The 23,762-nt window shown below is 62.1% G+C and carries 18 protein-coding genes and 1 tRNA gene; 14 read left to right on the forward strand and 5 right to left on the reverse strand.

The annotated features are described in order from the left end of the window. Positions 1 to 3 precede the first annotated feature (3 nt). From Q5H92_RS22945 to Q5H92_RS22990, 10 genes are all read left to right on the forward strand, one after another. Complete coding sequence (locus Q5H92_RS22945) at positions 4 to 546, forward strand: hypothetical protein (RefSeq protein ID WP_305013907.1); 543 nt, start codon at positions 4 to 6, stop codon at positions 544 to 546. After that, positions 546 to 2,486 carry a SprB repeat-containing protein gene (locus Q5H92_RS22950; protein ID WP_305013908.1) on the forward strand — a complete coding sequence of 647 codons (1,941 nt, stop codon included), beginning with the start codon at positions 546 to 548 and terminating at the stop codon, positions 2,484 to 2,486. The genes Q5H92_RS22945 and Q5H92_RS22950 overlap by 1 nt, the downstream gene beginning before the upstream one ends. Further along, positions 2,487 to 3,977 (forward strand): hypothetical protein, encoded by a 1,491-nt coding sequence (locus tag Q5H92_RS22955; protein WP_305013909.1) that lies wholly within the window; start codon positions 2,487 to 2,489, stop codon positions 3,975 to 3,977. A 1-nt stretch (position 3,978) separates the two neighbouring features. After that, complete coding sequence (locus Q5H92_RS22960) at positions 3,979 to 4,410, forward strand: hypothetical protein (RefSeq protein WP_305013910.1); 432 nt, start codon at positions 3,979 to 3,981, stop codon at positions 4,408 to 4,410. A 1-nt stretch (position 4,411) separates the two neighbouring features. Continuing rightward, positions 4,412 to 4,582 (forward strand): hypothetical protein, encoded by a 171-nt coding sequence (locus Q5H92_RS22965; RefSeq protein WP_305013911.1) that lies wholly within the window; start codon positions 4,412 to 4,414, stop codon positions 4,580 to 4,582. Positions 4,583 to 4,599: 17 nt separating this feature from the next. Next, positions 4,600 to 8,058, forward strand: a complete 3,459-nt coding sequence (locus Q5H92_RS22970; RefSeq protein WP_305013912.1) for a phage tail tape measure protein — start codon at positions 4,600 to 4,602, stop codon at positions 8,056 to 8,058. Positions 8,059 to 8,170: 112 nt separating this feature from the next. Next, positions 8,171 to 8,899, forward strand: coding sequence for a hypothetical protein (locus Q5H92_RS22975; RefSeq protein ID WP_305013913.1), 729 nt, complete (start codon positions 8,171 to 8,173; stop codon positions 8,897 to 8,899). After that, a complete protein-coding gene (locus Q5H92_RS22980) occupies positions 8,896 to 9,477 on the forward strand; it encodes a recombinase family protein (protein ID WP_305013914.1) in 582 nt (193 codons plus the stop codon). Before Q5H92_RS22975 ends, Q5H92_RS22980 begins: the two co-directional genes overlap by 4 nt. An 89-nt stretch (positions 9,478 to 9,566) precedes the next feature. Next, a complete protein-coding gene (locus tag Q5H92_RS22985) occupies positions 9,567 to 9,848 on the forward strand; it encodes a hypothetical protein (RefSeq protein WP_305013915.1) in 282 nt (93 codons plus the stop codon). Between the two features lie 70 nt (positions 9,849 to 9,918). After that, a complete protein-coding gene (locus tag Q5H92_RS22990; RefSeq protein WP_305013916.1) occupies positions 9,919 to 10,503 on the forward strand; it encodes a hypothetical protein in 585 nt (194 codons plus the stop codon). A gap of 18 nt (positions 10,504 to 10,521) precedes the next feature. On the opposite strand, the gene Q5H92_RS22995 is transcribed toward Q5H92_RS22990, so the two are convergent. The 3 genes from Q5H92_RS22995 to Q5H92_RS23005 all read right to left on the reverse strand — a co-directional run bounded on the left by Q5H92_RS22995 (position 10,522) and on the right by Q5H92_RS23005 (position 12,543). Beyond that, positions 10,522 to 11,769, reverse strand: a complete 1,248-nt coding sequence (locus tag Q5H92_RS22995) for a tyrosine-type recombinase/integrase (RefSeq protein WP_305013917.1) — start codon at positions 11,767 to 11,769, stop codon at positions 10,522 to 10,524. Between the two features lie 110 nt (positions 11,770 to 11,879). Beyond that, positions 11,880 to 11,961: transfer RNA gene (locus Q5H92_RS23000), tRNA-Leu, on the reverse strand. A gap of 36 nt (positions 11,962 to 11,997) precedes the next feature. Continuing rightward, entirely contained in the window at positions 11,998 to 12,543 is a 546-nt protein-coding gene (locus tag Q5H92_RS23005; RefSeq protein WP_305013918.1) for an iron-sulfur cluster co-chaperone HscB C-terminal domain-containing protein, read from the reverse strand. Positions 12,544 to 12,750: 207 nt separating this feature from the next. Between Q5H92_RS23005 and Q5H92_RS23010 the strand changes: the two genes are divergently transcribed. The 3 genes from Q5H92_RS23010 to Q5H92_RS23020 all read left to right on the forward strand — a co-directional run bounded on the left by Q5H92_RS23010 (position 12,751) and on the right by Q5H92_RS23020 (position 19,070). Next, the gene (locus tag Q5H92_RS23010) at positions 12,751 to 13,974 is read left to right on the forward strand and encodes an efflux RND transporter periplasmic adaptor subunit (protein ID WP_305013919.1); all 1,224 of its coding nucleotides are present in this window, start codon (positions 12,751 to 12,753) and stop codon (positions 13,972 to 13,974) included. Positions 13,975 to 14,135: 161 nt separating this feature from the next. Continuing rightward, positions 14,136 to 17,462, forward strand: a complete 3,327-nt coding sequence (locus tag Q5H92_RS23015; RefSeq protein ID WP_305013920.1) for an efflux RND transporter permease subunit — start codon at positions 14,136 to 14,138, stop codon at positions 17,460 to 17,462. Positions 17,463 to 17,501: 39 nt separating this feature from the next. Next, entirely contained in the window at positions 17,502 to 19,070 is a 1,569-nt protein-coding gene (locus Q5H92_RS23020; RefSeq protein WP_305013921.1) for a TolC family protein, read from the forward strand. Between the two features lie 54 nt (positions 19,071 to 19,124). Here the strand turns inward: Q5H92_RS23020 and Q5H92_RS23025 are convergent, their stop codons facing one another. Then, entirely contained in the window at positions 19,125 to 19,412 is a 288-nt protein-coding gene (locus Q5H92_RS23025) for a putative quinol monooxygenase (protein WP_305013922.1), read from the reverse strand. A gap of 98 nt (positions 19,413 to 19,510) precedes the next feature. Continuing rightward, positions 19,511 to 23,206, reverse strand: a complete 3,696-nt coding sequence (locus Q5H92_RS23030; protein ID WP_305013923.1) for an alpha-amylase family glycosyl hydrolase — start codon at positions 23,204 to 23,206, stop codon at positions 19,511 to 19,513. Positions 23,207 to 23,445: 239 nt separating this feature from the next. On the opposite strand from Q5H92_RS23030, the gene Q5H92_RS23035 reads away from it, so the two are divergent. After that, positions 23,446 to 23,670: a hypothetical protein gene (locus Q5H92_RS23035; RefSeq protein ID WP_305013924.1), complete on the forward strand. Its 225-nt coding sequence runs from the start codon at positions 23,446 to 23,448 to the stop codon at positions 23,668 to 23,670. Positions 23,671 to 23,762 lie beyond the last annotated feature (92 nt).

The raw sequence follows: 23,762 nt of genomic DNA on the forward strand, positions 1-23,762 counted from the left end.
GTCATGCTCAACAACTCCGACTACACCGCCCTGCTCAAAGACCTGGCCGAGCGCCACAAATCCGTTTGCCGCGTGGACGGCAAGCGCGTTTTTACCAAGGTCATTGTCTCGGCCGACCCGGTGGCCAAGCAGGTCAACCTGACCACGTTTTACGCGCTGCTGAAGGATTCCTTCGGCGAGCGGCCCTTCGTGGTGGCCATGTCCTACGACACCGTGCACGAAGACAAGGGCGACGGCGCCATGCTGGCCCACCGGCGCGGCGGCTTCATGGTGCTGGCCAAAGCCAAGAACACCGAGGCCGGCCGCGACCTGGTGCTCGACGCCACCCAAACCATCGGCTACCAGCTCATGGCCGCCGTGGCCGAGGCCTTCCGCGGGCCGGTGGGCCGCCGCGCCGGCCGCATGCTCAACCTCGGCTCCCTGGCCGTCGACAGCATCGGCCCGGTGGGCGACGGCTTTACCGGCACCCGCTTTGAGTTCGATTTCACCGAGTCGGCCACCCTGGCCCTGCAGCACGACGCCACCCACTTCAACCCCGCCCCCTAATGCCCGGCCAACGTTTTGCTTCCCTCACGGCGCGCTGCGCGTCGAACAATTCCTTCAACAACGTGTACCTGCGCCTCAACGGCGTGGTGGAATCCTTCCTGCTGCAGCCCTTCGGCACGGCGCAGGTGGTGGCGGGCCGGCTGGTGGCCGCCATTCAGCAGAAGCTCACCGACACCGGCCAGGCCAGCAGCTACAGCCTGCTCAGCCGGCCGGCCGCCGACCCTGCCTTCTGGGAAGTGGTGGTGACCGGCACCACCTACGCCAGCACCCAAGACTTCACCGGCTCCAGTGGCCCCGCCGGCATTGCCCTCGTCGAGCAGCTCGACGCCATCAAGCCGGTGTTCATCGCCTACACCCGCACGCTGGCCACCTGCTTCGGCTCCAGCACCGGCACCATCGGCCTCACCATCACCAACGGCACCACCGAGCCCAGCGGCCCCTACACTTACCTCTGGGACGACGGCGTGACCACGGCCAACCGCTCCGGCCTGCCCGCCGGCCCCTACGGCGTGCGCACCACCGACACGGCCACCGGCGCCTACGCCGAGGCCACCGTCGTCGTGGGCCAGAACCCCCAGTTGGTGGTCACGCTCGCCCGTGTGGGCACCGGCCTGCAGTCCACCGTCGCCGGCGGCGTGGCGCCCTACACGTATTTGTGGGACGACGCCAGCACCGGGCCCGACCGGGCCAACGTGGTGGGCGCCGTCACCTACACGCTCACCGTCACCGACGCCAACGGCTGCAGCCAGGATGCCTCGCTGCGCTTCGAGCTGCTGCGCTACTGGTTTTCCGGCAACGCCATTCCCCTCGCCCTCGACGCCGGCGCCGCCTACCGGGCCGACCCCACCACCAAGCCCGACCTGCGCTTCGCCTGCGAAGTGTTCGTCGAGCGCGACTACCTCAGCGGCGCGTTCGAGCGGGTGGGCCCGGTGCTGGAGCAGCCGGCCGACGCCGGCGGCCGCACCACCTTCGAGGTGCAGGAGCTGCTGGAGCCCTACGTGGCCCACCACCTGCCGGCCGTGCGGCAGCCCTACATCGCGCCGGCCACCGGCCTGTTCTGCCGCTTCTACCTGCGCCACTACGAAATCACCACCGCCGGCCCAGGCGCGGCCGTCACCCTCGACGACAACTACCTGCTGCGCGGCGGCCTTGACTTCGCCGAGGCCGCCCGCGCCACCTGGTTTTCGTCGTACCAGGCCCGACAGCTGCCGTTCCTGACGTGGGAGCCGGCCACCAAGGCCGTGCTGGCCGACCAGCCGGAGTACCTCTACTGCCTGGTGCCCCGGGCCGACGTGACCGAGCTGCGCTACTGCCTGCGCCTGCTCTTCGAAGACGGCAGCACCGCCGACGTGCTGCAGGCCACCCGGTTCGACGTGCGCGTGTTCGAAGTGTACTGCCTGCCGGCGGGCTACCAGCAGCTGGGCCTTATCGATTACGAGTCGACCAGCCAGGTGCTCCAGTCCTGGGAAGTGGTGGTGAAGGACCAAAACGACGTGGCCGTAACCGAGCGCCGCACCTTTGAGCTCGACCGCCGCGCGGTGCCCACCCGCCGCTACTTCCACTACGCCAACTCGCTGGGGGGCGTCAACACGCTCTGCGCCCGGGGCCGGGCCCAGCAGCAGGACGCCACCACCACCCTCAGCGGAGAGGTGGCGCGGGCCAGCGGCTATAACCCGCTCGATGGCGACGTGGCCATCACCCGCAAAACCAAGCTGCCCACCCTCAAGTGCTACGCCGGCGCGCGCGACGTGGCCCAGCAGCTGGCCGACCAGGACTTCCTGCTCAGCGAAAAGGTGGTGCTGCTCGACGTCGACCGCTACCGGGCCGGCACGGTGAAGGACCGCACCCACACGCCGCTCGACGAGTACGACACGCGCCGGGTGCTGGAGTTTGATTTCGAGCTGCCCCGCGAACGCTTCTACACGCCCCGGCTCTCCTAAATGACTGGCTACAAAGTTTCCGACGAATGGCTGGACTTCTCCGGCACGGTGGGCCTCGAAATCCGCAGCCCGCTGTTCGACACCGCCTCGGTGCCGGGCACGCTCTCGTACCCCAACACGTTTGCCGACACGCCCCGCAACCGGCGCCTGCTGCGCTTCCCCGCCACCCGGAGCCGGCAGGCCGGCCCGGTGCCGGTGGTGGAGGCCGACTACTACATCGGCGGCACGCTGTGGCGCCGCGGCACGCTGCGCTACCAGGAGTTCGACAGCAAGGCGCGCGAATACGTGTACCAGTTCGAAGCCGACGCCGACGCGCTGGCCAGCCGGCTCGACGGCGCCACCCTGCCCGATGTGGTGAGCGCCCCCGAAGCCGTGGCCACCGCGCCCGAAACCGACGACTACGTGCTGGCCCCGGTGCGCAACAACACGTTCTACGGCGAGAAAAACCCCGATTGGGGCCGCGTGGTCAACTACTTCGCGCCCGGCGCCCCCACCGCCTCGGTCAACAACGCCGCCGGGCCGCACCGCTACGCCCTTGCCCCCATGCTGAAGGTGGTGCCCTTGCTGCGCCGCGCCCTGGGCCAGTACGGCTACGAGGTGCGGGGGTCCTGGCTCGACGACGCCGAAATCCAGCAGCTGGTGCTCTACTCCACCCGCGCCCTCGACAGCGCCGCCGGGCCAGAGCCGGCCGTGAGCTTCACGTTGGCCGAAGCCGCGCCCAACGTGCGCATCGCCGATTTGCTGCTGGCCCTGCAGCAGCTCTTTTGCCTGGGCTTCGTGTTCAACCCGGTGCGCCGGCAGGTGAGCATCGTCGCCCTGCGCGACGTGGCCACGGCCCCCGCCGCCACCCGCCGCACTGCCGGCGCCTACTTCAAGGACGTGGCCAACGCCACCGATGGCTTCCTGCTGGCCTTCGCGCCCGACGGCAACGACGAGCTGCTGAAGGCCGCGCCCTGGCCGGAGCTGCGCATCGGCGGCGCCAAGGAAAGCATCAAGCCCGAAGCCGACACGCTGCGCATGGTGCGCGAGCCCGACCCGTTGAGCCCCGGCCGCAGTTGGCTGGTGCCGGCGGCCGGGCAGGCGGGCCAGTCCCCCCGCCTCGATTTTGAGCAAGTTGACAACCGGCTGGAGCACCTGCGCTTCCTGTTCTATCGCGGCCTGCAGGCCGACTCCACCGGTGCCCTCTACCCGCTGGCCAGCAGCGGCGTGGTCGATTACGCCAACCTGCCGGTGGGCCGGTACGCCCTGGCCTGGGACGGCCCCGCCGGCCTCTACCAGCAGTGGCACAAACCCTGGCTCGACTTCCGGGCGGCCGCCCGCATCGAGGAGCGCGACATGCCGCTGAGCGTGGCCGACTTCCTGAGCCTCGACCCGACCCGCAAAGACCTGGTGCAGGGCCTCAAATTCCTGTGGGAGCGCATCAGCATCACCGCCGGCGGCGACGGCGCGCTGAGCGCGGCCACCGTCACCTACCACCAGATAGCCTCCTGACATGGCCACGCAGCGCGGCACCCTTGAATCGTGGCTGGAATTCACGCTCAGCAACCTGCGCGAGCGGCTGCGCACGCTCAAAGCCGTGGACACCGGCGAGCTGCTGGAGTCGGTGAAGGGCGTGCTCATCGGCGGGGCCGGCGACGATGTGCAGCGGCTCACCATTGCCTACGCCATCTACGGCAAGTACGTGGACATGGGCGTGGGCCGTGGCATGGGCGCCGGTGTGCGCAAGTCCAACTCCGATTACGCCCGCATCCGGGACGAGCGCGGCCAGCTCTACAAACACAGCCGTAAGGAGCGGCCCTGGTCGAGCAAAGAACTCGGCCGGCAATCGGTGCGCCTCGGCGTGCTGCTGAGCGAATACTACGGCAAAACTACCATCGTCAACCTCACGGATGCCCTGCCGGCTTCCGTGGAAATCAACCTCTAAAATGAGCCTCTCCCAACTAGCCGGCCAACGGGCCGCCCTTGAAATCCAACTGAAGGCCTGTGCGCTCAGCGACCCGCGCCGGCCCCAGCTGCTGGCCGACTATCAGCGCGTGAGCCTGGCCCTGCGCAGCGTCACCGAATCCATCCGCGGCATCGGTGGAATTAACTTATAAGTTAAGTTTTACCCCAAATGGCTGATAATAAAGAACAGCGGGTTGTTGAGATAATCCTCAAAGCCCAAGAAGCCAACGCCAGCATCAAAGACATGGCGGCCGGTGCGGCCGTGATGACGGCCCAGCTGAAGAAGATGGGCGCCGATGACCCGGGCCGCGCCGCGCTGCTGGCCGACCTGCAGGGCCTGAACGGGCGCCTGCGCACGGCCAACCAGGAAATCCGGGCCGTGGCCAAAAGCCAGGAAGAGTTGGCGGCTGAAACCAAAGCGGCCGCTGATGCCCTGGCCAAACAGGAGCAGGAGGCCGAGGCCGCCGCCGCCGCCGTGGAGGAGCTGGCCCGGGCCAATGAGCAGGCCGTGACCACCGGCAAAAAGGCAACCGCTTCGCTCACCGAGATGAAGACGGCGGCTTCGTTGATGGAAAAAGAGCTGGCCAGCCTCAGCGCCGATAACCCCAAGCGGGCCGCGCTGCAGCAGGATTTTGCCGTGCTCACGCAGCGCATCACCGCCACCAACGCGGCCATGCGCACCGTCATCAAAACCGAGGCCGAGCTGGCCGAGGAGCAGCGCCAACTCGCGGCCGCCGCCGAAAAGCTGAACCAGGAGAATATCCAGGTAGTGGTGAACGGCAAGAAGGTGGCCGCGAGCTACAATGAAATTCAGGCAGCCGTCAACCAGCTGGAAAAGGAGTTGAAAGACTTGCCCACCGGCACGCAGGAATTCATCAAGAAAAGCCAGGAACTCCAGCAGGTCCGGGAGCGCCTCGGTGAGGTGAATGAGGAAATGGGGCAAATCCCCAAGAATGCCATCCTGGCTGCGCTGGGTCTGGAAGGGGTGACCACGGCCAGCGGGCTCATGAAGTTTGCCTTCAAAGCCGCCATGGAAGCCCTGCTGCCGCTGCTGGCCATTCAGCAGATTTGGGAGTGGGCCAAGGCCTTCGTGGGGGTGGTGGAGGAAGTGGACAAGGTGCGTGCGGCCGTGAACACGGCCACCGGTGCGCAGGGCGAAATGCTCGAAACACTCACGGCCCGCACCCGGGCGCTGAGCGCCACCTTCGGCGTGGAGTATGCCGACGCGCTGAAGGGCGTGGACGTGCTGGCCAAACAGATGGGCATCAGCCACGAACAGGCGTTCGACTTGATGGAGAAGGGATACGTGGCCGGCGCCAACCGCAGCGAGGAACTGCTCGACAACATCAAGGAATACTCGGTGCAGTTCAAAGCCGCCGGCTACTCGGCCGCGGAAATGATGGAGTACCTCACCAAAGCCGAGTTGGGGGGCGTGTTCTCCGACAAGGGGGCCGACGTGGTGAAGGAATTCGGGCTCCGGATTCGGGAGCAGACGGTGGCCACGTCGGACGCGATGGACGGCGCGTTCGGCAAGAAATTCACCGACCGCATTTTCAAGGGCATCAACGACGGCTCGATGACCACCAAGCAGGCCCTGCAGGAGGTGAGCCAGGCCATGAACAACACGGCCATTCCGGCCAGCAAGCTCCAGACCGTGGTGGCCGACGTGTTCGGCGGCCCGGGTGAGGACGCCGGCACCAAGTATCTGCAGTCCCTATATAAGGTAGGGGCGGGCATGGATTCGCTGATTGACAAAACCAACGACTACACCCGCCTGCAGCTGGAGCTGCTGGAGGCCAACAAGTGGCTGGCCACAGAGCAGGAGGAGTTGGCCGTGCACTTCAGCGGCACCGGCACCGCGCTGGGCAACCTGTGGACCACGTTCAAGGCGCGGCTCTACGCCGATATCAACAACATCGTGGACGGCATCAGCCAGATTGGGTGGGTGGCCGAGGGCTCGGTGGCGGCCCTGAAGTCGTGGGCCAACAGCTTCGTGGAAACGTTCGACCGCCTGGCCAGTCGCGACTGGAGCGGGGCCAAGCAGGCGCTGAGCAACCTGGGCCGCGACGGCGGCAACGCCTACACGGCCGCCTACAACGCGGCCATGGAGCGCGCCCACCAGAACCGCCTGGCCGTGGAGCAGGCCCGCAACAAGGAAACGCGCGACGCCGAAAAAGCCGCCGCTGAAGCCGCGGCCAAAGACCAATTCGAGGGGGAAGAAAAAACCCGGAAGGAGCGCGAGGCGGCCGACAAAGCCGCCGCCACCACGCGCCTGGCCGATGCCAAAAAGCACGCGGCCGATTTGAAGAAAGCCCGCGAGGAGGCGGCCAAGGCGGAATTGGCGCTGCAGCACTCGATTGAGGATTTGCGGGTGGCGACGATTAAGGATGCCCACCTGCGCGAATTGGCCGAACTTGACCTGCAAACGCAACGCAAAATCGACGTCCTGAAAGGCTCCGAAGGGCAAATTGCCGAGCAAACGTCCTACCTGCTGCTGGCCAAGCAGGCCAAGATTGACGAGTTGACGGCGAAGTGGGAGGAGGAGAACGCCAAGAAAGCCGAGGAGGAAGCCCAGAAACGGGCCGACCGTAGTGCGGCCGCCGATGAGGAGTACCTGGCCTACCTCGAAAACAAGGTGGCCAACGGCGTGCTGAGTGAACAGGCCTACCAGGACGCCATCTACGAAGTGAAGCGGGCCGCCCTGGAAAGCCAGCTGGCCCTGCTGGTGGAGGCCGGCAACAGCGAAACGGCCGAGGCCAAGCGCGTGCGCGCGGCGCTGCTGAAGGGCGAAACCGAGCACACGTTGGGCGTAAAGAAAACCGACGAAGACCTGCGCAAATTCAAGCTGGCCATGGCGGGCCAGGCCCGCTCGCTGCTGGCCGACTCGCTGAACTTCCTCGTCGACAACCTCAGCCAGCAGAGCACCGCCTACGGCCTGTTCAAACAGGCCATGAAAGCCCTCCAGATTGCCGAAATTGGCATCAACCTGCAGGGCGAACTCGCGGCCAACGCCAAAGCCGCGGCCGAGAACCCGGCCAACGGCCCCACGGCGGGCTTCGCCGGCATCAGCCAGCTGGCCCTGGCCAACGGCCTGTCCATCGGCCGCGCCATTCTCTCTACTATTAAGGTATCCGCATTTGAGAAAGGCGGCCGCACCGACAGCGGGTTGAATCAGTTCACGCTGGCCTCGGTTGCCAGCCTGCTCAGCGGGGCCAGCGGCGGCAGCCAGGTGGGCAGCTTCGCCGGCGGCGGCGTGGTGCCCGGCGCCCAAATCGGCCTCATCGGGGAAGCCGGTGCCGAACTGGTAATTCCGAACTGGCTGTTCACCGACCCCAAGCAGGCCAACGTGATGGGCTACCTGGAAGCGCAGATTGCCAGCCGGGGCAATGCCTTTGCCGACGGCGGCCGCACCGTCGAGCGAGGCGCCGGCGTGGTGAGCGGGCCGGGCGTTGAGCTGAGTGGTGGTGCGGTGGTCGAGCTACTGCAGCAGCTGGTGCATAGCCACCAGGACTTCCGCGACGAAATCACCACGTGGCAGCGCGAGCTGGATGCGAACGTCGATTTGTTCAAAGTCAAAAAAGGACTGGAGACCATCGAGAAAACCCAAAGCGGTGGCGGGCTGAAGTAGCGCCCAGAAAACGCCTGATTAATGGGCGCAAAAAAGACCCTCAAAAATGAGCCCGCCAAGGCCGTTTTTGAGGGTCTTTTTTTGAACCGTTAAATGGGCACTATTTTCGGGTATGGATGACAACCCAAACTTGACGCTGGGCCAGTTGCAGGAAATGCGACGTGACATCAACAGTACCGATATTTCAAAACTGTATTTCATGCCAGCACTTCCTTTCCCAACCGTTGCAGAATACCAGGCCGAGCTAAAGCCGTTTACCGATGCCGACTGGCAAGTGGAATTTGTCAGCCCAAAGGATGCGCCTTTCGTGTGCATTTTTCAAGGGCATAACCCGCGGTACAATATGAACTACCGGGTGCACGTCGATACCGAGGCCCGCGCGGTACCGGACCTGATGCGCCAATACCTGCAGGAAATATGGCGCGACCTGAGGCGGGATGTTGACAAGAAGTTCTCGTTCCCGGAAATGATGGTTTACAAGCAAAGCTGGACGCACAAACCCACTGATTGGAACACATTAGCCGCTATTCTTGGAATGCAGCCGGGGCCAATTGACCGATTGCGCGATGAATTGCAGAAGCCCGATTTTCGACGATTGCATCAAATCGTCATTGGCTCGCCATTCAAGGATGCACTTGGCGACACGGTGTATGAGCATGACGTGGTGGAGCTTGCACACGGCCGCGGCAAACTGGAACTGCGCTTTGATGAGCAAGGAGGGGAATGGTGGGCCCACGACTTAATTGATGGAATTCGTAGGGTGCCGAATGCGGTGAGCGATGGGTACCGCGTGGCGCGCATCAACACCAGCGGGGGCATGGCTCGATTGCGTCAATTATGAGAGTCGCCATCTACGCCCGGGTATCGACCCGCGACAAAGGCCAGAGCACCGATAACCAGCTGCCGGACTTGCGGCGCTACGCTGAGGTGCAGGGCTGGTCTATATATAAGGAGTATGCCGAGGAAGAATCGGGCGGTACCGCCAACCGCTCCAAATTCCAGAAGCTGTTTGCCGATGCCCACCAGCGCAAGTTTGACCTGGTGCTGTTCTGGAGCCTCGACCGATTCAGCCGCGAGGGCGTGCTGCCCACGCTGCAGCACCTGAATTTGCTGGAGAGCTACGGCGTGGGCTTCAAGTCCTACACCGAGCAGTACCTGGACTCGACCGGCATTTTCAAAGATGCTGTCATTTCCATCCTGGCCGTGGTGGCCAAGCAGGAGCGGGTGCGCCTGAGCGAGCGCACGAAGGCCGGCCTGGCCCGCACGGTGGCCAAGGGCACGGTGCTCGGCCGCAAAGCCGTAGCGCCAAACGTCATCGAGGAAATCCGGCGCCTGAGCGGGGAGGGGCGCAGCGAGCGGGCCATCGCGCTGGAACTCGGCGTGAGCAAAGGCATCGTCGGCAAATACAAGGTGGCGTAGGGGCTTTTTTCTGTCCTTCGCTTCGAGGCGGTGGGTGAGGAGTTTTGAATCCCAAACCGGATTCACGTCCTCACTTTCATCATTCTTTTATGAAGCGTCACCTCCTCGCTCTCGCTGGCCTAGCCCTCCTCGGTGCTCACCTGCCCACTGCCACCACATCTTCGAAAACTCGTTCGGGTAACGAAGTATCTGTGAAGCGCACCCACTCCAGCCAACGCGTTCCTCAATCAGATTCGACGCAGGCCACGCAGCCGGCCCGCCGGGCGACTGCTCAGGTGGCGCCCTTCCTTGGTGATTCGGCCCGCTACTTCCCCAAGCAGGGCCCGCGCAAAGTGAAGTATGGCAAAAGCCGCTGGATTGTCCTTTCGTAGTTACCACGTTTTATAAGCTAAGAAGCCCCGTTCCACAGAAGGAGCGGGGCTTCTTAGCTTAATTAGAGGCATGGGAACCAACTTCACATTAATTGCTGCGTGCATAGCAGCTTTTGCGGCCTTGATTGCAGCAAGCATGTCAGCTTATGTCGCGCTCAAGGGAAAGGACACAGACTTTAAAAACGATTATTATAAGCGGATGATAGACCGAAGACTGTTGGCTTACGAGCAGTTAGAGTCTTTTATGGTATTATTCAATCGACGTAGCCCCGTCCTTATTTCAACATCCGTAGGCAGGTCTAAGCAGGAACTGTATCAATTCTTCCTGTCAGACGAAGAGTTTGAAGCATTTTATACTCGTGTTCAAGAAGTTTCAGATAAAACGCTATGGGTTAGTCATGATATTTTAACGGAACTCTATAAGTTGCACATGTGCTTGGCAGCAATCGTGAATGGCATGGGAGTCCAAGGACAAGTATTTGCACAAGAACAAAAATTAGAGGTTGAGAAACTTATTAGAGCTGGCATCGAACATGATAATGAACTCAGGGGGTATAAACTTAGAATCAGCTCTTTAATTAGAAAGGAGTTGGTAGAAATTGCCGATGTTAAAAAATTCTTTGAAGGCCTTAAAAGAAAAGTGACATTAATATAAAATTGATTAACTCGTCTTCTACGAAGCACTATCGAGCGCATCGATGCGGTCTATTTCAGCCTGCTTCATGTCCTCGTCCACGTGCACGTAGCGCATCGTCATGCTGAGCTTAGTGTGGCCCATCAGCTTTTGCAGCACTTCCACGCGGCCGCCGTGCCGGATGAACTCGGTGGCAAAGGTTTCGCGGCCCACGTGATGGTGCAGGTTCGTTTCAATGCCCAGCACGCCGGCGATGGCTTTGAGGGTGCGGTTCTCGTATTGGTCGGCGTAGTTGAAAAAGCCCTCGGTGCCGTTCTCTGTCTGTGCTTCCTGCAGGTAGCGCAGTGCCTTTCGGGTAAGCGGTAGCAGCAGTTCCTTACCCGTTTTCTCCTGGCCCTTCATCGGCCGGAACTTCAACTTGCGGTCGGTGAGCTTGGCCTGGCCGATGTGCACCAGGTCGCTGAGGCGCAGCGACGAATTGCAGCTGAAGAGAAACTTCTGTAAAATGCGGCGGTGGGGCGTTCGGGGCGCACACATTTTATAGTATGCTTCCAAGTCAGTCAGCTCGCCCGGTGTCATGGGCTTCCAACTGCTTTCGCCGATAGGCACCTTGAAGTAGGCATATGGCGGCTCGAACGCAATCCGCTCGCGTTTCGCGCGGGCCAGGTAGGTCTTCACATCTTTGTGCCGGGCCCAGCGGGTATTGAGGTCGGTCACGCCCTGCTTCCGTAGCCACCCATCAAACTCTTCCGGAAAATCAAAATTGAAGGAGTTGAAGGGTATTTTCTTGCGAAATTCCTTCAGCGCATTCAGCGTGGAGCGGTGGTTTTTCCACGTGTTCTTTTTGATTTCGCCCCGGTTCCACCGCTCGGTGATGCTGGTTTCCATGAATACCAAGAAGTCGAGCTTGCTGCCGCTGCTCTGGTAGTCGCGCAGGAATTTGGTTTTGTCCAGCTCGTAGCCACCGAGGCGGGCATCGACGAATACTTTGTTGGCCTTGGCCAGGGCTTGGCCGATGGCCAGATTATAGTCGGCCGCCTGCTGCTCCCACTTCGGGCCATACACGCGCCGGGCCACCGCCACCGCCTCAGCATAGCCTTCGGGCTGCTGGGCTTTTGGCAGTTTGGTGAGCAGCACGCCCTCTTTTTCGTCGACCAGCAGCGCCGGCCAGGTGATTTTAAGACTGATGGGTACGATTTCCCGGTTGACGATGACGCGCATCCGCACCTGCGTGGTGCCATCGGCCCGCGCGGGGGGCACCACCTTGATTTTTGCTGTTCCCGACATTTTGTAAACGACTTGTAAACATTTGTATGCGCAGGACCAAAAAATAAGGGGCCCCGGCGTGTGCCGTAGGCCCCTTATTGAGGTTTTTCCACTCATATCGTGGAAAAAAGTACCCGGAGCCGGAGTCGAACCGGCACATCTTGCGATATTGGTGTTTGAGACCAACGCGTCTACCGGTTCCGCCATCCGGGCAGGATGCTTATTCAGAACAATTCCGCTCTGCCGGTATCAGGAGCGGGCTGCAAAGGTAGCTAGCTGTTGCTGGATGCGCAACAGATAGCGCTTTTTTAGGTAGTAGGTGCGGATTTGTTGGAGCGCGGCCGGGCGGTGGTCGGCCGGGAGCTGCTCATAGCCAGCGAGAACGGGCTCGATGCCGGCGTCGAGGGTATCGGCCAGGGCCTGCGCTTCGGCGGATACTTTAGCTTGCGCCGAGGCATCAGGTTCCATTTCCAGCTCCATCAGTTGCTCATTGAGGTCCATCATGTCCATCAGGAAATCGGGCGGCAACTGCTCCTGTTTGCCTTCTTCGAGTAGGCCGTGCTGGCGCAGCAGGTAGGCCATGCGGTGGTCGGCATTTGAAAGTGTACGGTAGGCATCGGTATTGAGAGTGGCCTGGCGCAGCATCTCGGCCTGATTCTCGGGCGAGGAAGTAGCGTGGAAGTCGGGGTGCGTTTCGCGGCTCTTGGCGTAGTAGAGGCGCTTGAGGGCCGCTTCGTCGGGGCGGAAAGATTCGGGCAGGCCGTAGAAGGAGAAGTAGTCGGGGGCGTCGGGCATGGTACGAAGGTAGGGGAGCAGGGAGGCGCTCGGGCTCTTTTACCCACAATGCGGCCCGATGGTTTGGGCAGTTTCGGCTTCACAAAGCACGGGTTGGCCGATTATCTTCCCACCGGCCTCAACCCTGAGCGCGAACCCTTTCGTAACTGTTCTCATACGGCTCTTTCTCTTTTTCTAATGCTGGTGGCTTTGGGTCCAAAATATTCTGTGCTACGATACGTACTGCTGGGCTTGCTGCTGAGTACGGTGGCTTGCGGCGGTAAAAAAGGCGATGATGGCGGCGACGCTGCCGGGGGCGGCAAAGGTGGCGGGGGCAAAGGCCCCGACGGCAAGGACAGCGGCTCGCCCAAAATCCTCCCCTATGCCGTGGTGGCCGTGCAGCCCCGCTCCACGGTACTCTACAACGACTTTCCGGCCACGATTCAAGGCCAGCAAAACGTGGAGATTCGGCCCAAAGTGGACGGCTTTCTGGATGCCATTTTTGTCGACGAAGGCGCTTCCGTGAAGAAAGGCCAGCCGCTGTTTCACATCAGCGCGCCGCAGTATGAGGAGGAAGTGCGCACGGCCCAGGCGGGCATCAAAACCGCTGTGGCCGATGCGAATACGGCCCGTATGGGCGTGGAAAAACTGCGGCCGCTGGTCGAAAAAGACATTATCAGCCCCTACGCGCTGAAGGAAGCGCAGTACAACCTGCAGGCCAAGGAGGCGGCGCTAGCCCAGGCCCAAGCCACGCTGGCCAACGCCCGTACCAACGTGGGCTACACCCGCATCCTGAGCCCTGTGGATGGCGTGGTGGGCACCATCCCCAACAAAATCGGCAGCCTGGTGACCAGCGCGGCGGCCGACCCGCTCACCACCGTCACGGGCATAGCCAATGTGTACGCCTACTTCTCCGTCAACGAGAAAAGCCTGCTCAATTTCACCCGCGACATTCCCGGCAACACCTTGCAGGACAAGCTGGCCCGCATGCCCGAAGTGCAACTGCTGCTCGCCGACGGCACGCTGTACCCGCGCCAGGGCCGGGTCGAAACGGCCATTGGCCAAATCAACACCGAAACGGGTTCCAGCGGTTTCCGCGCCTCGTTTGCCAACCCGCAGGGGCTGCTGCGCAACGGCGGCAGCGGCACGGTGCGGGCGCCGCGCACGCTGCCCCAGGCGCTGCTCGTGCCCCAGAGCGCCACTTATGAGCTGCAGGGCAAGCGCTTTATCTACACGGTGGGGGCGGGCGGCAAGGTGAAAAACACCGAGGTAACCGTGGTGCCCACGCCCGACGGCCAGTTTTTCGTGGTGCAGGCCGGCCTGAAAGCGGGTCAGACGGTGGTGCTCGAAGGCGTAAACGGCCTCAAGGACAACATGCAAATCAAGCCCCGCCCGGTAAGCGCCGACAGTGTTTTTGCCGAGCATAAGGCGGGCGGCGGCGAGAATAAATGAACAATGTAGCGTGGACTCTGCGAGTCCGCGCCTGGGCAAACATCTGGGCAATGCGCGGACTCGCAGAGTCCACGCTACAATCGTCCGGCTCCCCTCTCCAAGGGAGATGGGACGGGGTGAGGTTTCACGCAAGCGCAAATGACAAGTAGTCAATTCTGATTATGCTGAAAATATTCATTGAGCGGCCGGTTTTGTCCACGGTAATTTCCGTGCTCATTGTGCTGCTGGGCTTGCTGGGGCTGTATGCGCTGCCCATTGCGCAGTACCCCGACATTTCGCCGCCCACGGTGCAGGTGTCGGCCAGCTACGGCGGGGCCAGCGCCGACGTGGTGCAGAAAAGCGTGATTGTGCCCCTCGAAGAGCAAATCAACGGCGTGGAAGGCATGACCTACATGACCTCGACGGCCACCAACGAAGGCGGCGCCAACATCCAAGTCTACTTCAAGGTGGGCACCAACGGCGACCAGGCCGCCGTGAACGTGCAGAACCGCGTGGCCAGCGCCACCAGCGTGCTGCCGCAGGAGGTGACGCAGGCCGGCGTGCAGGTGCGCAAGCGCCAGACCAGCAACCTGATAACGGCCTCCATCTACAGCGACAACCCGGCCTACGACCAGACTTTCCTGCAGAACTACGCCGAAATCAACATCATCCCGCAGCTCAAGCGGGTGAACGGCGTGGGCGACGCCACGGCCTCGGGCCAGCGCACCTACTCCATGCGCATCTGGCTGAAGCCTGACGTGATGGCCAACTACGGCCTCACGCCGGCCGACATCAGCACGGCCCTCAACCAGCAGAGCCTGGAAGCGGCCCCCGGCAAATTCGGCGAAAACGGCGACCAGTCGTTCCAATACATCATCAAGTACAGCGGCAAGCTGAAATCGCCGGAAGCCTTCGGCAACATCATCCTGCGCGACCAGGCCCAGGGCCAGATTCTGCGCCTCAAGGACGTGGCCCGCATCGAGCTCGGCGCCCAGGCCTACAACACCCGCGTCACGGTGAACGGCAAGCCCTCCGTCAGCGTATCGGTGAACCAGGTGGCGGGTTCCAACGCCTCGCAGGTCATCGAGGATTCCAAGAAAGCGCTGGCGCTGGCGGCCAAAGACTTCCCCTCCGGCGTGCATTACACACTGCTAGTCGACATCAACAAGTTCCTGGATGCCAGCATTGATAAGGTGATTCACACCTTGCTCGAATGCTTCGCGCTGGTGTTTCTGGTGATTTTTATTTTCCTGCAGGATTTCCGGTCCACCATCATTCACGGCGTGTCGGTGCCGGTGTCCATCATCGGCACGTTTTTCTTTCTCTACGTTTTCGGATTCAGCATCAACCTGCTGACGCTCTTTGCGATGGTGCTGGCTATTGGCATTGTGGTCGACGACGCCATTGTTGTGGTGGAGGCCGTGCACGCCAAGCTGGAAAACGGCTATAAGTCGCCGCGCAAGGCGGCCATTGATGCGATGAGCGAAATCAGCGGGGCCATTGTGAGCATCACGCTGGTGATGGCGGCGGTGTTTCTGCCGGTCACGTTTATCACCGGCTCGTCGGGCGTTTTCTACCGGCAGTTCGGCATTACGCTGGCCATTGCCATCCTGATTTCGGCCGTGAACGCCCTCACGCTGTGCCCGGCGCTGGCGGCGCTGTTTCTCAAGGTGCCAGAGCACCAGAAAGGGACGGAGGGCGAGGCTGCGAAGGACGGTGAAAAGCCCAAGGAAGGTGAGGACGGGGAAGACAAATCCAAGAATGGCGCACCAGCCGAACCCGATAAAAAGCCCGGCCTGATGAAGCGGTTCAGCATCGCCTTCAATGCTGGCTACGATGCTCTGGTAGAAAAATACAGCGGTGTTATTGGTTTCCTGGCAGCCCGCAAGTGGGTGGCGCTGGTGGCAGTGGGCGTGTTCGGCGGGGCTTTGTTTTTGTTGATGAAAAACACGCCGTCGAGCTTCGTGCCGCGCGAGGACATGGGCGTGATTTTCGTCAACATCACCCTGCCGCCGGCCGCTTCGCTGGAACGCAGCGCCGCCGTGGCCGATGAGGTGGACAGCCTGGCCCGCACCATTCCGCAAGTCCAAAACGCCCTGCGCACGGTGGGCCAGAACGCCCTGGCGGGCCAGGGCAGCTCTTATGCTCAGGAAATCATCGCCCTCAAAAACTGGGACGACCGCAAGGATGTGAGCAACGAGGACGTCATCGCTCTCATGAAAAAGAAAACCGCACACATCCGCGACGCCAAGCTGGTGTTCACCTCGCTGCCCACCATCTCGGGCTTCGGACTGAACGGCGGATTCGAGTTTCAGCTGCAGGACCGGGGCGCCCACAGCGTGGACGAGTTCTACAAAGTGGCGCAGAGCTTCCTGGCCGCGCTGGCCAAGCGCGAGGAAATCCAGTACGCCACCACCTCCTTCAACCCCACGTTTCCGCAGTATTTGATGACGGTAAACGCTGTGAAATGCGCCGAGGCCGGCGTGCCCGTGAGCGGCGTGCTGGCCGTTATGCAGGGTTACTACGGCAGCCTGTACGCGTCCAACTTCAACGATTTTGGCAAGCAGTACCGTGTTATCATTCAGGCCGATACAAACTACCGGGCTAACATTGCCGGATTGGGCAAGGTGCAGGTGCGCACCGGCAACAATGTGATGGCGCCCATCACCGAGTTCGTGAGCCTGGAGCGCGTGTACGGCCCCGAAAGCGTGGCCCGCTTCAACCTCTACAACTCCATGGCCGTGCAGGGCTCGCCCAATGAGGGCTTCAGCACGGGCCAGGCCCTCACGGCCATCGAGGAAGTGGCCAAGCAAAGCCTGCCGCCCGGCTACAGCTACGAGTTTTCGGGCCTGAGCCGGGAGGAGCAGAACAGTGGCTCGCAGGCCACCTATGTGTTTGCGCTGTGTCTGATTTTTGTGTACCTGCTGTTGAGCGCGCAGTACGAGAGTTACTTGCTGCCATTTGCAGTGCTGCTGTCGCTGCCCGTGGGCCTGACGGGTACGTATGTGTTTGCCAAGCTTTTCGGCATCGATAACAACATCTACCTCCAGATTTCGGTGATTATGCTCATCGGCCTGCTTTCCAAGAATGCCATCCTCATCGTGGAGTTTGCCGCTGAGCGTCGGCTCACTGGCATGAGTATTCAGGATGCGGCCCTGGAGGGCGCCAAAGCGCGCCTGCGGCCTATTTTGATGACGTCGTTTGCCTTTATTTTTGGGCTGATGCCGCTGCTGTTTGCCAGCGGCGCAGGCGCAAACGGTAACCGCTCCATCGGGGCTGGGGCCATCGGGGGCATGCTGTTCGGCACCCTGCTGGGCGTGTTCGTGATTCCGGTGCTCTACATGGTTTTCGAGGGATTGCAGGAGCGGATTAGCGGCGAGCCCAAGGAAAAAATGGAGCAGATGAAGCGTGAGGAGGAAGAACCAGGGGCGGCACCAGCGCCGGAAAACAAACCGGCCAATGACGAGAAACTATCCCCAGCGCCTCAGCCCGCACCGGCGGCCGGATAGGCAACCGGCGTTTTTTCTAAGCTTAAAATAGAGGGCATCATGTTGAACCCGAAATCAATAAATCTTACGCAATACAGTCCCGGGCGCCACCGGAAACTGTGGTTCTGGCTGCTGCCGCTGCTGGCCTCGTGCGCCACGCTGCACCCTTACAAAAAGCCCGATGAGGCCGCCGCCAACCTCTACCGCGGCGTGAGCACCACCGATACTACCTCTGTGGCCACCATGCCTTGGCGCGCCGTGTTTGCCGATGCCCAGCTGCAAAAGCTGCTCGAAGAAGGCCTCAACCAGAACCTGGATTTGCGCATTGCCCTCACCCGCATTCAGCGAGCCGAGGCCAACCTGGCGCAGAGCCGGGCAGCTTTTCTACCCAGCTTGTCGGCGCGCGGCACGGCCACAGTGGCCCGCGTGTCGAACGGCAACACCGGTGTGGGTACGGTGACGGGCACAGGAACAACGGGCACAGGCGGAACGGGCACCGGCGGTACCGGTGGCACAGGCACCGGTGGTACCGGGACTGGTGGAACGGGTGGCACTACGGGCACCGGCGGCACGGGCACCACCGACCCCAGCGCCGTTGTCACCAGCCGCTTCAGCGAGCAATACCTGCTCACGCTCAGCTCCAGCTGGGAGGCCGATGTGTGGGGCAAGTTGCGCAGCACCAAGCGCAGCTACGTGGCGGCTTTGATGCAAAGCGAAGCCTACCGCCGCGCCGTGCAAACCCAGCTGCTGGCCGACATCGCCAACAATTATTACCTGCTGCTGGCCTACGATGCGCAGCTGGAAATCACGCGCCAGACGGTCGAGTTCCGCCTCAAAGACGTGGAGGTGACCAAGTTGCTGAAAACCGCCGCCATCGTAACCGGTGCCGCCGTGGCCCAGAGCGAGGCCAACCTCTACGCCGCTCAGGTGTCGATTCCGGACCTGCAGCGCAGCATCCGCGAAACGGAAAATACCCTCAGCATCCTCGTCAACCGCGCGCCGGGGGCTATCGAGCGCAGCACGCTGGCGGCCCAGGCCCAGCCCGAATTGCTGCAAACCGGCGTGCCCAGCCAGTTGCTGCGCAACCGCCCCGACGTGCAGGAGGCTGAAGCCGCCTACCGTTCTTATTTCGAGCAAACCAACGCCGCGCGGGCTTATTTCTACCCCTCGTTCACCATTACCGCCAATGGCGGCCTTACTAACACTACCATCTCCGACCTGTTTTCGCCCAATGCCATTTTTGGTACCTTGGTGGGCGGCGTGCTTCAGCCCATTTTCAACCAAGGTCTCAACCGGGCGCGGCTGCGCAATGCCCAGGCCCTGCAGGAAGAGTACCGCTACACTTACCAGCAAACGCTGCTCACGGCCGGACAGGAGGTTTCCAACGCACTGTTTGCCTATCAGACGGCCGGCGAAAAGGCCGCCATCCGCGTCAACCAGCTGGCCTCTCTGCGCCGGGCCGTCGATTTTACACAGGAGTTATTGCGATACAGCTCGGCTAACTATACCGACGTGCTTACCTCACAGCAAAGTTTACTCGCGGCCGAACTCAGCAGCATCAACGACCGCCTGCAGCAGCTGCAAGCCACCACCGACCTTTACCACGCGCTGGGCGGCGGCTGGCGCTAGAGGCAGCAAAAAGAACGTCATGTCTCGGCAAACCCGACATGACGGCCTGCTTTATCAAGCCACAACGTGCGACGAAAAAGCCACCGGCGGGGCCGCAAACAGCTTCTTCGTCGCCGGCCATACCTCGCCGAAGAGCGCCGATTTTCGGTAATCGTTGAGCGCATCCTCGTCGTCCCAGTGGCTGTGGGTGCAGTAGATGTGCGGGTCCTCAGCATCCTGCCAAAGCTCCAAGTGCCGGCAGCCCGGCTGCTGCCGGATGCGCTGCCTGGTGGCGTGGAAAAGCGTGAGAAACGCAGGCACCTGCTCCGGCACAAACGTCATGCGTACAATGCGAATCAGCATCTAAAATTGATTTTTGGAAGCCGCAAAAATAGAAATCCCCGACCTCGCCAGATGAGGCCGGGGATTTCTATTCAATCCAACCAAGGTCGGTCAGGGTTTTAATCGCGCACCACGCGCAGGCGCTGGCTCGCGCCATCGGGCCCGGTGATGGTGAGCAGATAGATGCCCGGCGCGGCGCTCCCGAGTGCATGGCTGAGTGACTCGGCCAGCGCAATGCGGGAAGCCGGCGCCGGCGCAAACAGCGTGCGCCCGAGTACGTTGCTGAGCGTAATACGCAATGGGGTGTCCTCGTTCGAAATCGGCCCGCCTAACAGCTGCAGCGTTTCGCCGTGGCTGGGATTGGGCACCAGCGCGTAGGGGCTGGCCGCGGCCGAAACGTAAACCACAGCGCTAAAATGCGCGCTGCCGTCGAGGTCGCGCTGGCGCAACCGGTAGAATGCGGCAGTCGTTGCGTCCGCGTCCTGGTAGCTATAAGTGGCGGGCTGGCTGCCGCCGTGGGCCGGTACAGTGCCCACGCGGCTAAATGCTTTGGCATCAATTGATTTCTCAACTTCGAAACCAGCATTGTTTTTTTCCTGCGCCGTGGCCCAACTCACCCGCACGGCGTTCAGGCCGGTGCGTTGAGCGGCAAACTGCGTGAGCGTCACCGGCAGGGGAGCGGCGCCATTGCCAAGGGCAAACAGCGGGAAGGAATTCACGCCGCTGCGCGTAGCCACGTAAGGCCCCGCGCCACTGATGCTGACGCGGCCCAATTCTGTCCAGGTGCTGCTAGAGGTACCCGCGTTGCCGAACAGGCTGGCCTGGGCGGGCGCGAAGCTGGCGTTCTGGTCGGCGGCATCGAACTGCACGCTCACATCTATCACCGGGCCGGTGGCCAGGGCCGGTGTGGCCTCCCAGGTGCGGTTCACAAAATCGGCCTGCCGGGCGTAGGGTGCACCGCTGCGCCCATTGGTCAGCAGCCCGCTGAAAGTGCGGACTTGGAACGTGGTGCCGGCGCCCGAATTAGCCAGCGTCATCGGCGTGTAGGAGGCCGCCGTGCCCACCGGAAATACCACGGCCGCTCCGCCCGCAGGCACGGGCCGGGCCACGTAGCCCCCGCTGGCTGCCACATCAGGCGTCACCACGTAGCGGTTGGCATCGGCGCCGCTAATGGTGGCGGTGCTGCTCAAGGTTAGGCTCTGGTTAGCAACCACTAGGTGGCCGGCCGTGAAGGTCAGCCCCTCACTCACGCTCACGGGACTGAGCAGTCGAACATCTGCGGCATTGTTAATTTTAAGGTTGTTAATAGCCAGCGCCGCGCTGCTGCCAGTGCTAAGTGTTTGCGCCATGCTGCCGTTAAGTTCCAGCGTGCCTGCGCCGGCGATGGCACCGGCGGCCGTCACGTTGCCGCTCACCTGCCAGGTGGTGCCGGCGGCCAGCGTGAGGCTGGCGCCACTTTCCACCGTCAAATCGTGCGCGGCGAGGGTGCCGGCGCCCAACTGCGGGGCGAAGCTGGTGCCGGCCGGAATCAGCACGTCGGTGCTGGCGGTGGGCGTCACGCCGGCTTCCCAGTTGCGGCAGTCGGCGGGGTCGGCCGAGGCGTCGTTGCTGGTCCAGATGGCCACTTGGTTGGTGGGCAGCGGAGCTGTGAGGGTATTCACAGCCAGAGGGGCGGTGTAGCTCACTTTCACGAAGCCGCGCTGGCCGGCCGCGGTGGCGGTGGTGTTGCGCACTTTCAGGGCCAGCCAGCCGGTGGTGCCAGGGGTGTAGGTGCCAGTGGCGGCGGCCGTGCCGGTGGCGCTGCTCAGCAGTTGCCCGCGCAGGTCATACACCCCAATGGTGAGGCTGCGGGTGTTGCCGCTGGCCTCGGGAAGCAGGCTATAATTGACCGGCTGGCCGGCCTGGACGAAGATTTTGCCCGCCAGTCGGGTGTTGGTCGAGTTGCTGGGCAGGGCGCCGCCCTGGCCCAGGCCGCCGCAGTTCAGGTCGCCGAGGTCGTCGGCCATTTCCCACTCCTGGGTGGTTTCGGCGGCGCGGGGCGGGTTGTAAGTCGAATTATCCTGGCCCACCGGCGCCCACACCGAGTAGCCTCGGCGGCCCAGCAAGGCGGTGCCGTTACAGGGCGGCGTGTTCACGTCGACGTACGCGTTGCCGTCGTTGCCCCTAAACACGGTGTGCACGGCCGTGCCATTGGCACCCGAATAGTCCTTGAGCTGCGTGCCCACCGCAAAATCGGTCCGCACCGTGTTGTTCTGCCAGGTGTTATAGTTGTCGTTTATGCCAATCAGCGCCTTGGTGCTGCGTTCCATCACTAGATGGTCGTTGGAGGCAAAGGGCACTTTGTAGGCTCCGTTCTTGAAATTAAGGTGCTGGTGGCACCAGAGCAGATTCACCAGGTCGTCGCGCACGGGCAGGTCGGCGGCGGAGGTGGGCAGGTGGGTGTAACGCTTCCCGGTACTGCCCACGTTGAATAAGTCCTCGAAATACAGGTGCGGGTTGCCATCCACGGCAAAGGCCACCGCGTAGGCCGCCGACAGCCGCACATCAAACGGGTCGATGTGGGCGGCCAGCTCCTGGCCGGTGTTCCAGCCCGTGTAGTTGCCGTTGGCGTCGAGCTGGGGCCGGAAGGTGTCGTGGTTGTTCACGAAGGGCGCCGTGCGGTGCACGTAGGTGTTCGAGGCCGCGTAATGGGCTACGCGCAGGCCCTGCTGCTGGCCCGGAATATCGGCCAGGTTATAGCCGCCATTGCCGCTCACCATGTTGTAGATGGCCCCGCGCAAACTAAAATCGAAGGTGCCCATCAGGAAATCCTGGCCGCCGTTCTGCCCGTTCACGTCGTTGGTGTACCGGTCCTCGTCGGCGGCGCTGCCGATGTATTCGCCCACGTTGAACATGCTTTCGCCGCCGTTGGCCCAGCCAGCGTAGTACTTCAGGTTGAAGCTCAAATCCTGCTGCGCGTTGTAGCTGAAGTGCTTCACCGCGTCCCAGCGGAAGCCGTCGACGCCGGTCTGCTTCTTCATCCACACTATCCAGTTGCGGGCCTGGGTTTGGCTGTAGCCTTGGGTTTGGGCCGGGTTGAAAGCGCCAGGGTAGAGGGCCAGGTACTGGGGGCTGAGGGGGCCGTAGCCGTCGGTGCTGCCCAGGCCGTCGTTGCCGTAGCAAAAATCGGGACCGAAGTAGGGCGCCGTCATCTCGCTGCCCGTATCGTTGTGGCCCAGGTGGGGGTGGAAGTTGGCGTAGTTCTTGGGCCAGCGGCCCTGGCGGGCAGCGTAGGCGGCGCCGTTGTCGCCGGTTTCGGGCTGCGGGGTGGCAAAGGAGCTGTAGCGGAAGGTTTTGTAGCCCGAGTTGGTGGCCATCGAGTAGGTGGGCTCGGGGTCCTGGCCGCCGTCGCCGGTGGCCGTGCCAGCCCCGTCGGTGTGGTTCAGCACCACGTCCTGAATCACCTCAATGCCGTTGGCGTGCAGCACGGCCACCATGCGCAGAAACTCGTCCTTCGAGCCGAAGCGGGTCCGCACGTCGCCCTTCTGGAACTTGTCGCCCAGGTCGTAAGGGTCGAAAGGCGAGTAGCCCACGTCGTTGGTGGCGTTCTTGTTTTTGGGCGTGGGCGGAATCCAAACGGCATCAATGCCCATGCTTTTCAGGCGCGGGGCCAGCTCGGTCAGGTAGTCGGCCCATTTAAAGCGATAGTTGCCGTTGTAATAATCCCACCAAAAAGCTTGCAGCACCACGCGCTTCACGGTGGTTTGGGCGGCGGCGGGGAAGTGGCTCAGCGAAGCCAGCAGCCACAATGCCAGCAGGGCGTAACGTCTTCTCATCTAAACTATAAAATGCAGGGTGGGATGGACCACAAATTTACAAATACTTAGCCTTCGTCAGGAGTTCCCCAAAAGGCCGTTTACACCCCTTCACAAAGGTTTGCGGAACCTGAGATAAACGAATTTTCAACTACGACTTGACCGCTAAATCGCAGTCTTATAGCCAACTATTGGCTCATCCAGCCGTTATGCATCCTGAAAACTGTTCTTTCAAATTCCACATTCACCGTTTACTTACCATGAAATCTTCCCTCATTCGTTCCGCTGCATCCGCCTGGTTTTTGGTTCCCGCCCTGGCCGGCGGCTTGCTGCTAAGCAGCTGCAACAGCGAGCCCAAAGCCACCGAAGCCGATAAAACCGCCACCGTGGTTTCGAGCGACACCAACGCGGCTTCCGATAGCACCGCCACCACCGCCAGCCCCGACAGCGCCGGTATGGGCACCGATACCACGATGGCCAAGTAAAGCTTGTGTTGTCAGCCTCTTCTGGCTTAAATTACATATTCCTGCTGCATCCCGTCAGGCGATGTCAGCGGGAATATTTGGTTTATAACGGG

The organism is Hymenobacter mellowenesis (assembly GCF_030581005.1).
Taxonomy (GTDB): Bacteria; Bacteroidota; Bacteroidia; order Cytophagales; family Hymenobacteraceae; genus Hymenobacter; species Hymenobacter mellowenesis.

Excerpts from the sequence above, each read along its gene's own strand:
- Q5H92_RS22945 (WP_305013907.1), top strand. The coding sequence starts at position 4 with ATGCTCAACAACTCCGACTACACCGCCCTGCTCAAAGACCTGGCCGAG.
- Q5H92_RS22950 (WP_305013908.1), top strand. The coding sequence starts at position 546 with ATGCCCGGCCAACGTTTTGCTTCCCTCACGGCGCGCTGCGCGTCGAAC.
- Q5H92_RS22955 (WP_305013909.1), top strand. The coding sequence starts at position 2,487 with ATGACTGGCTACAAAGTTTCCGACGAATGGCTGGACTTCTCCGGCACG.
- Q5H92_RS22960 (WP_305013910.1), top strand. The coding sequence starts at position 3,979 with ATGGCCACGCAGCGCGGCACCCTTGAATCGTGGCTGGAATTCACGCTC.
- Q5H92_RS22965 (WP_305013911.1), top strand. The coding sequence starts at position 4,412 with ATGAGCCTCTCCCAACTAGCCGGCCAACGGGCCGCCCTTGAAATCCAA.
- Q5H92_RS22970 (WP_305013912.1), top strand. The coding sequence starts at position 4,600 with ATGGCTGATAATAAAGAACAGCGGGTTGTTGAGATAATCCTCAAAGCC.
- Q5H92_RS22975 (WP_305013913.1), top strand. The coding sequence starts at position 8,171 with ATGGATGACAACCCAAACTTGACGCTGGGCCAGTTGCAGGAAATGCGA.
- Q5H92_RS22980 (WP_305013914.1), top strand. The coding sequence starts at position 8,896 with ATGAGAGTCGCCATCTACGCCCGGGTATCGACCCGCGACAAAGGCCAG.
- Q5H92_RS22985 (WP_305013915.1), top strand. The coding sequence starts at position 9,567 with ATGAAGCGTCACCTCCTCGCTCTCGCTGGCCTAGCCCTCCTCGGTGCT.
- Q5H92_RS22990 (WP_305013916.1), top strand. The coding sequence starts at position 9,919 with ATGGGAACCAACTTCACATTAATTGCTGCGTGCATAGCAGCTTTTGCG.
- Q5H92_RS22995 (WP_305013917.1), bottom strand. The coding sequence starts at position 11,769 with ATGTCGGGAACAGCAAAAATCAAGGTGGTGCCCCCCGCGCGGGCCGAT.
- Q5H92_RS23005 (WP_305013918.1), bottom strand. The coding sequence starts at position 12,543 with ATGCCCGACGCCCCCGACTACTTCTCCTTCTACGGCCTGCCCGAATCT.
- Q5H92_RS23015 (WP_305013920.1), top strand. The coding sequence starts at position 14,136 with ATGCTGAAAATATTCATTGAGCGGCCGGTTTTGTCCACGGTAATTTCC.
- Q5H92_RS23020 (WP_305013921.1), top strand. The coding sequence starts at position 17,502 with ATGTTGAACCCGAAATCAATAAATCTTACGCAATACAGTCCCGGGCGC.
- Q5H92_RS23025 (WP_305013922.1), bottom strand. The coding sequence starts at position 19,412 with ATGCTGATTCGCATTGTACGCATGACGTTTGTGCCGGAGCAGGTGCCT.
- Q5H92_RS23030 (WP_305013923.1), bottom strand. The coding sequence starts at position 23,206 with ATGAGAAGACGTTACGCCCTGCTGGCATTGTGGCTGCTGGCTTCGCTG.
- Q5H92_RS23035 (WP_305013924.1), top strand. The coding sequence starts at position 23,446 with ATGAAATCTTCCCTCATTCGTTCCGCTGCATCCGCCTGGTTTTTGGTT.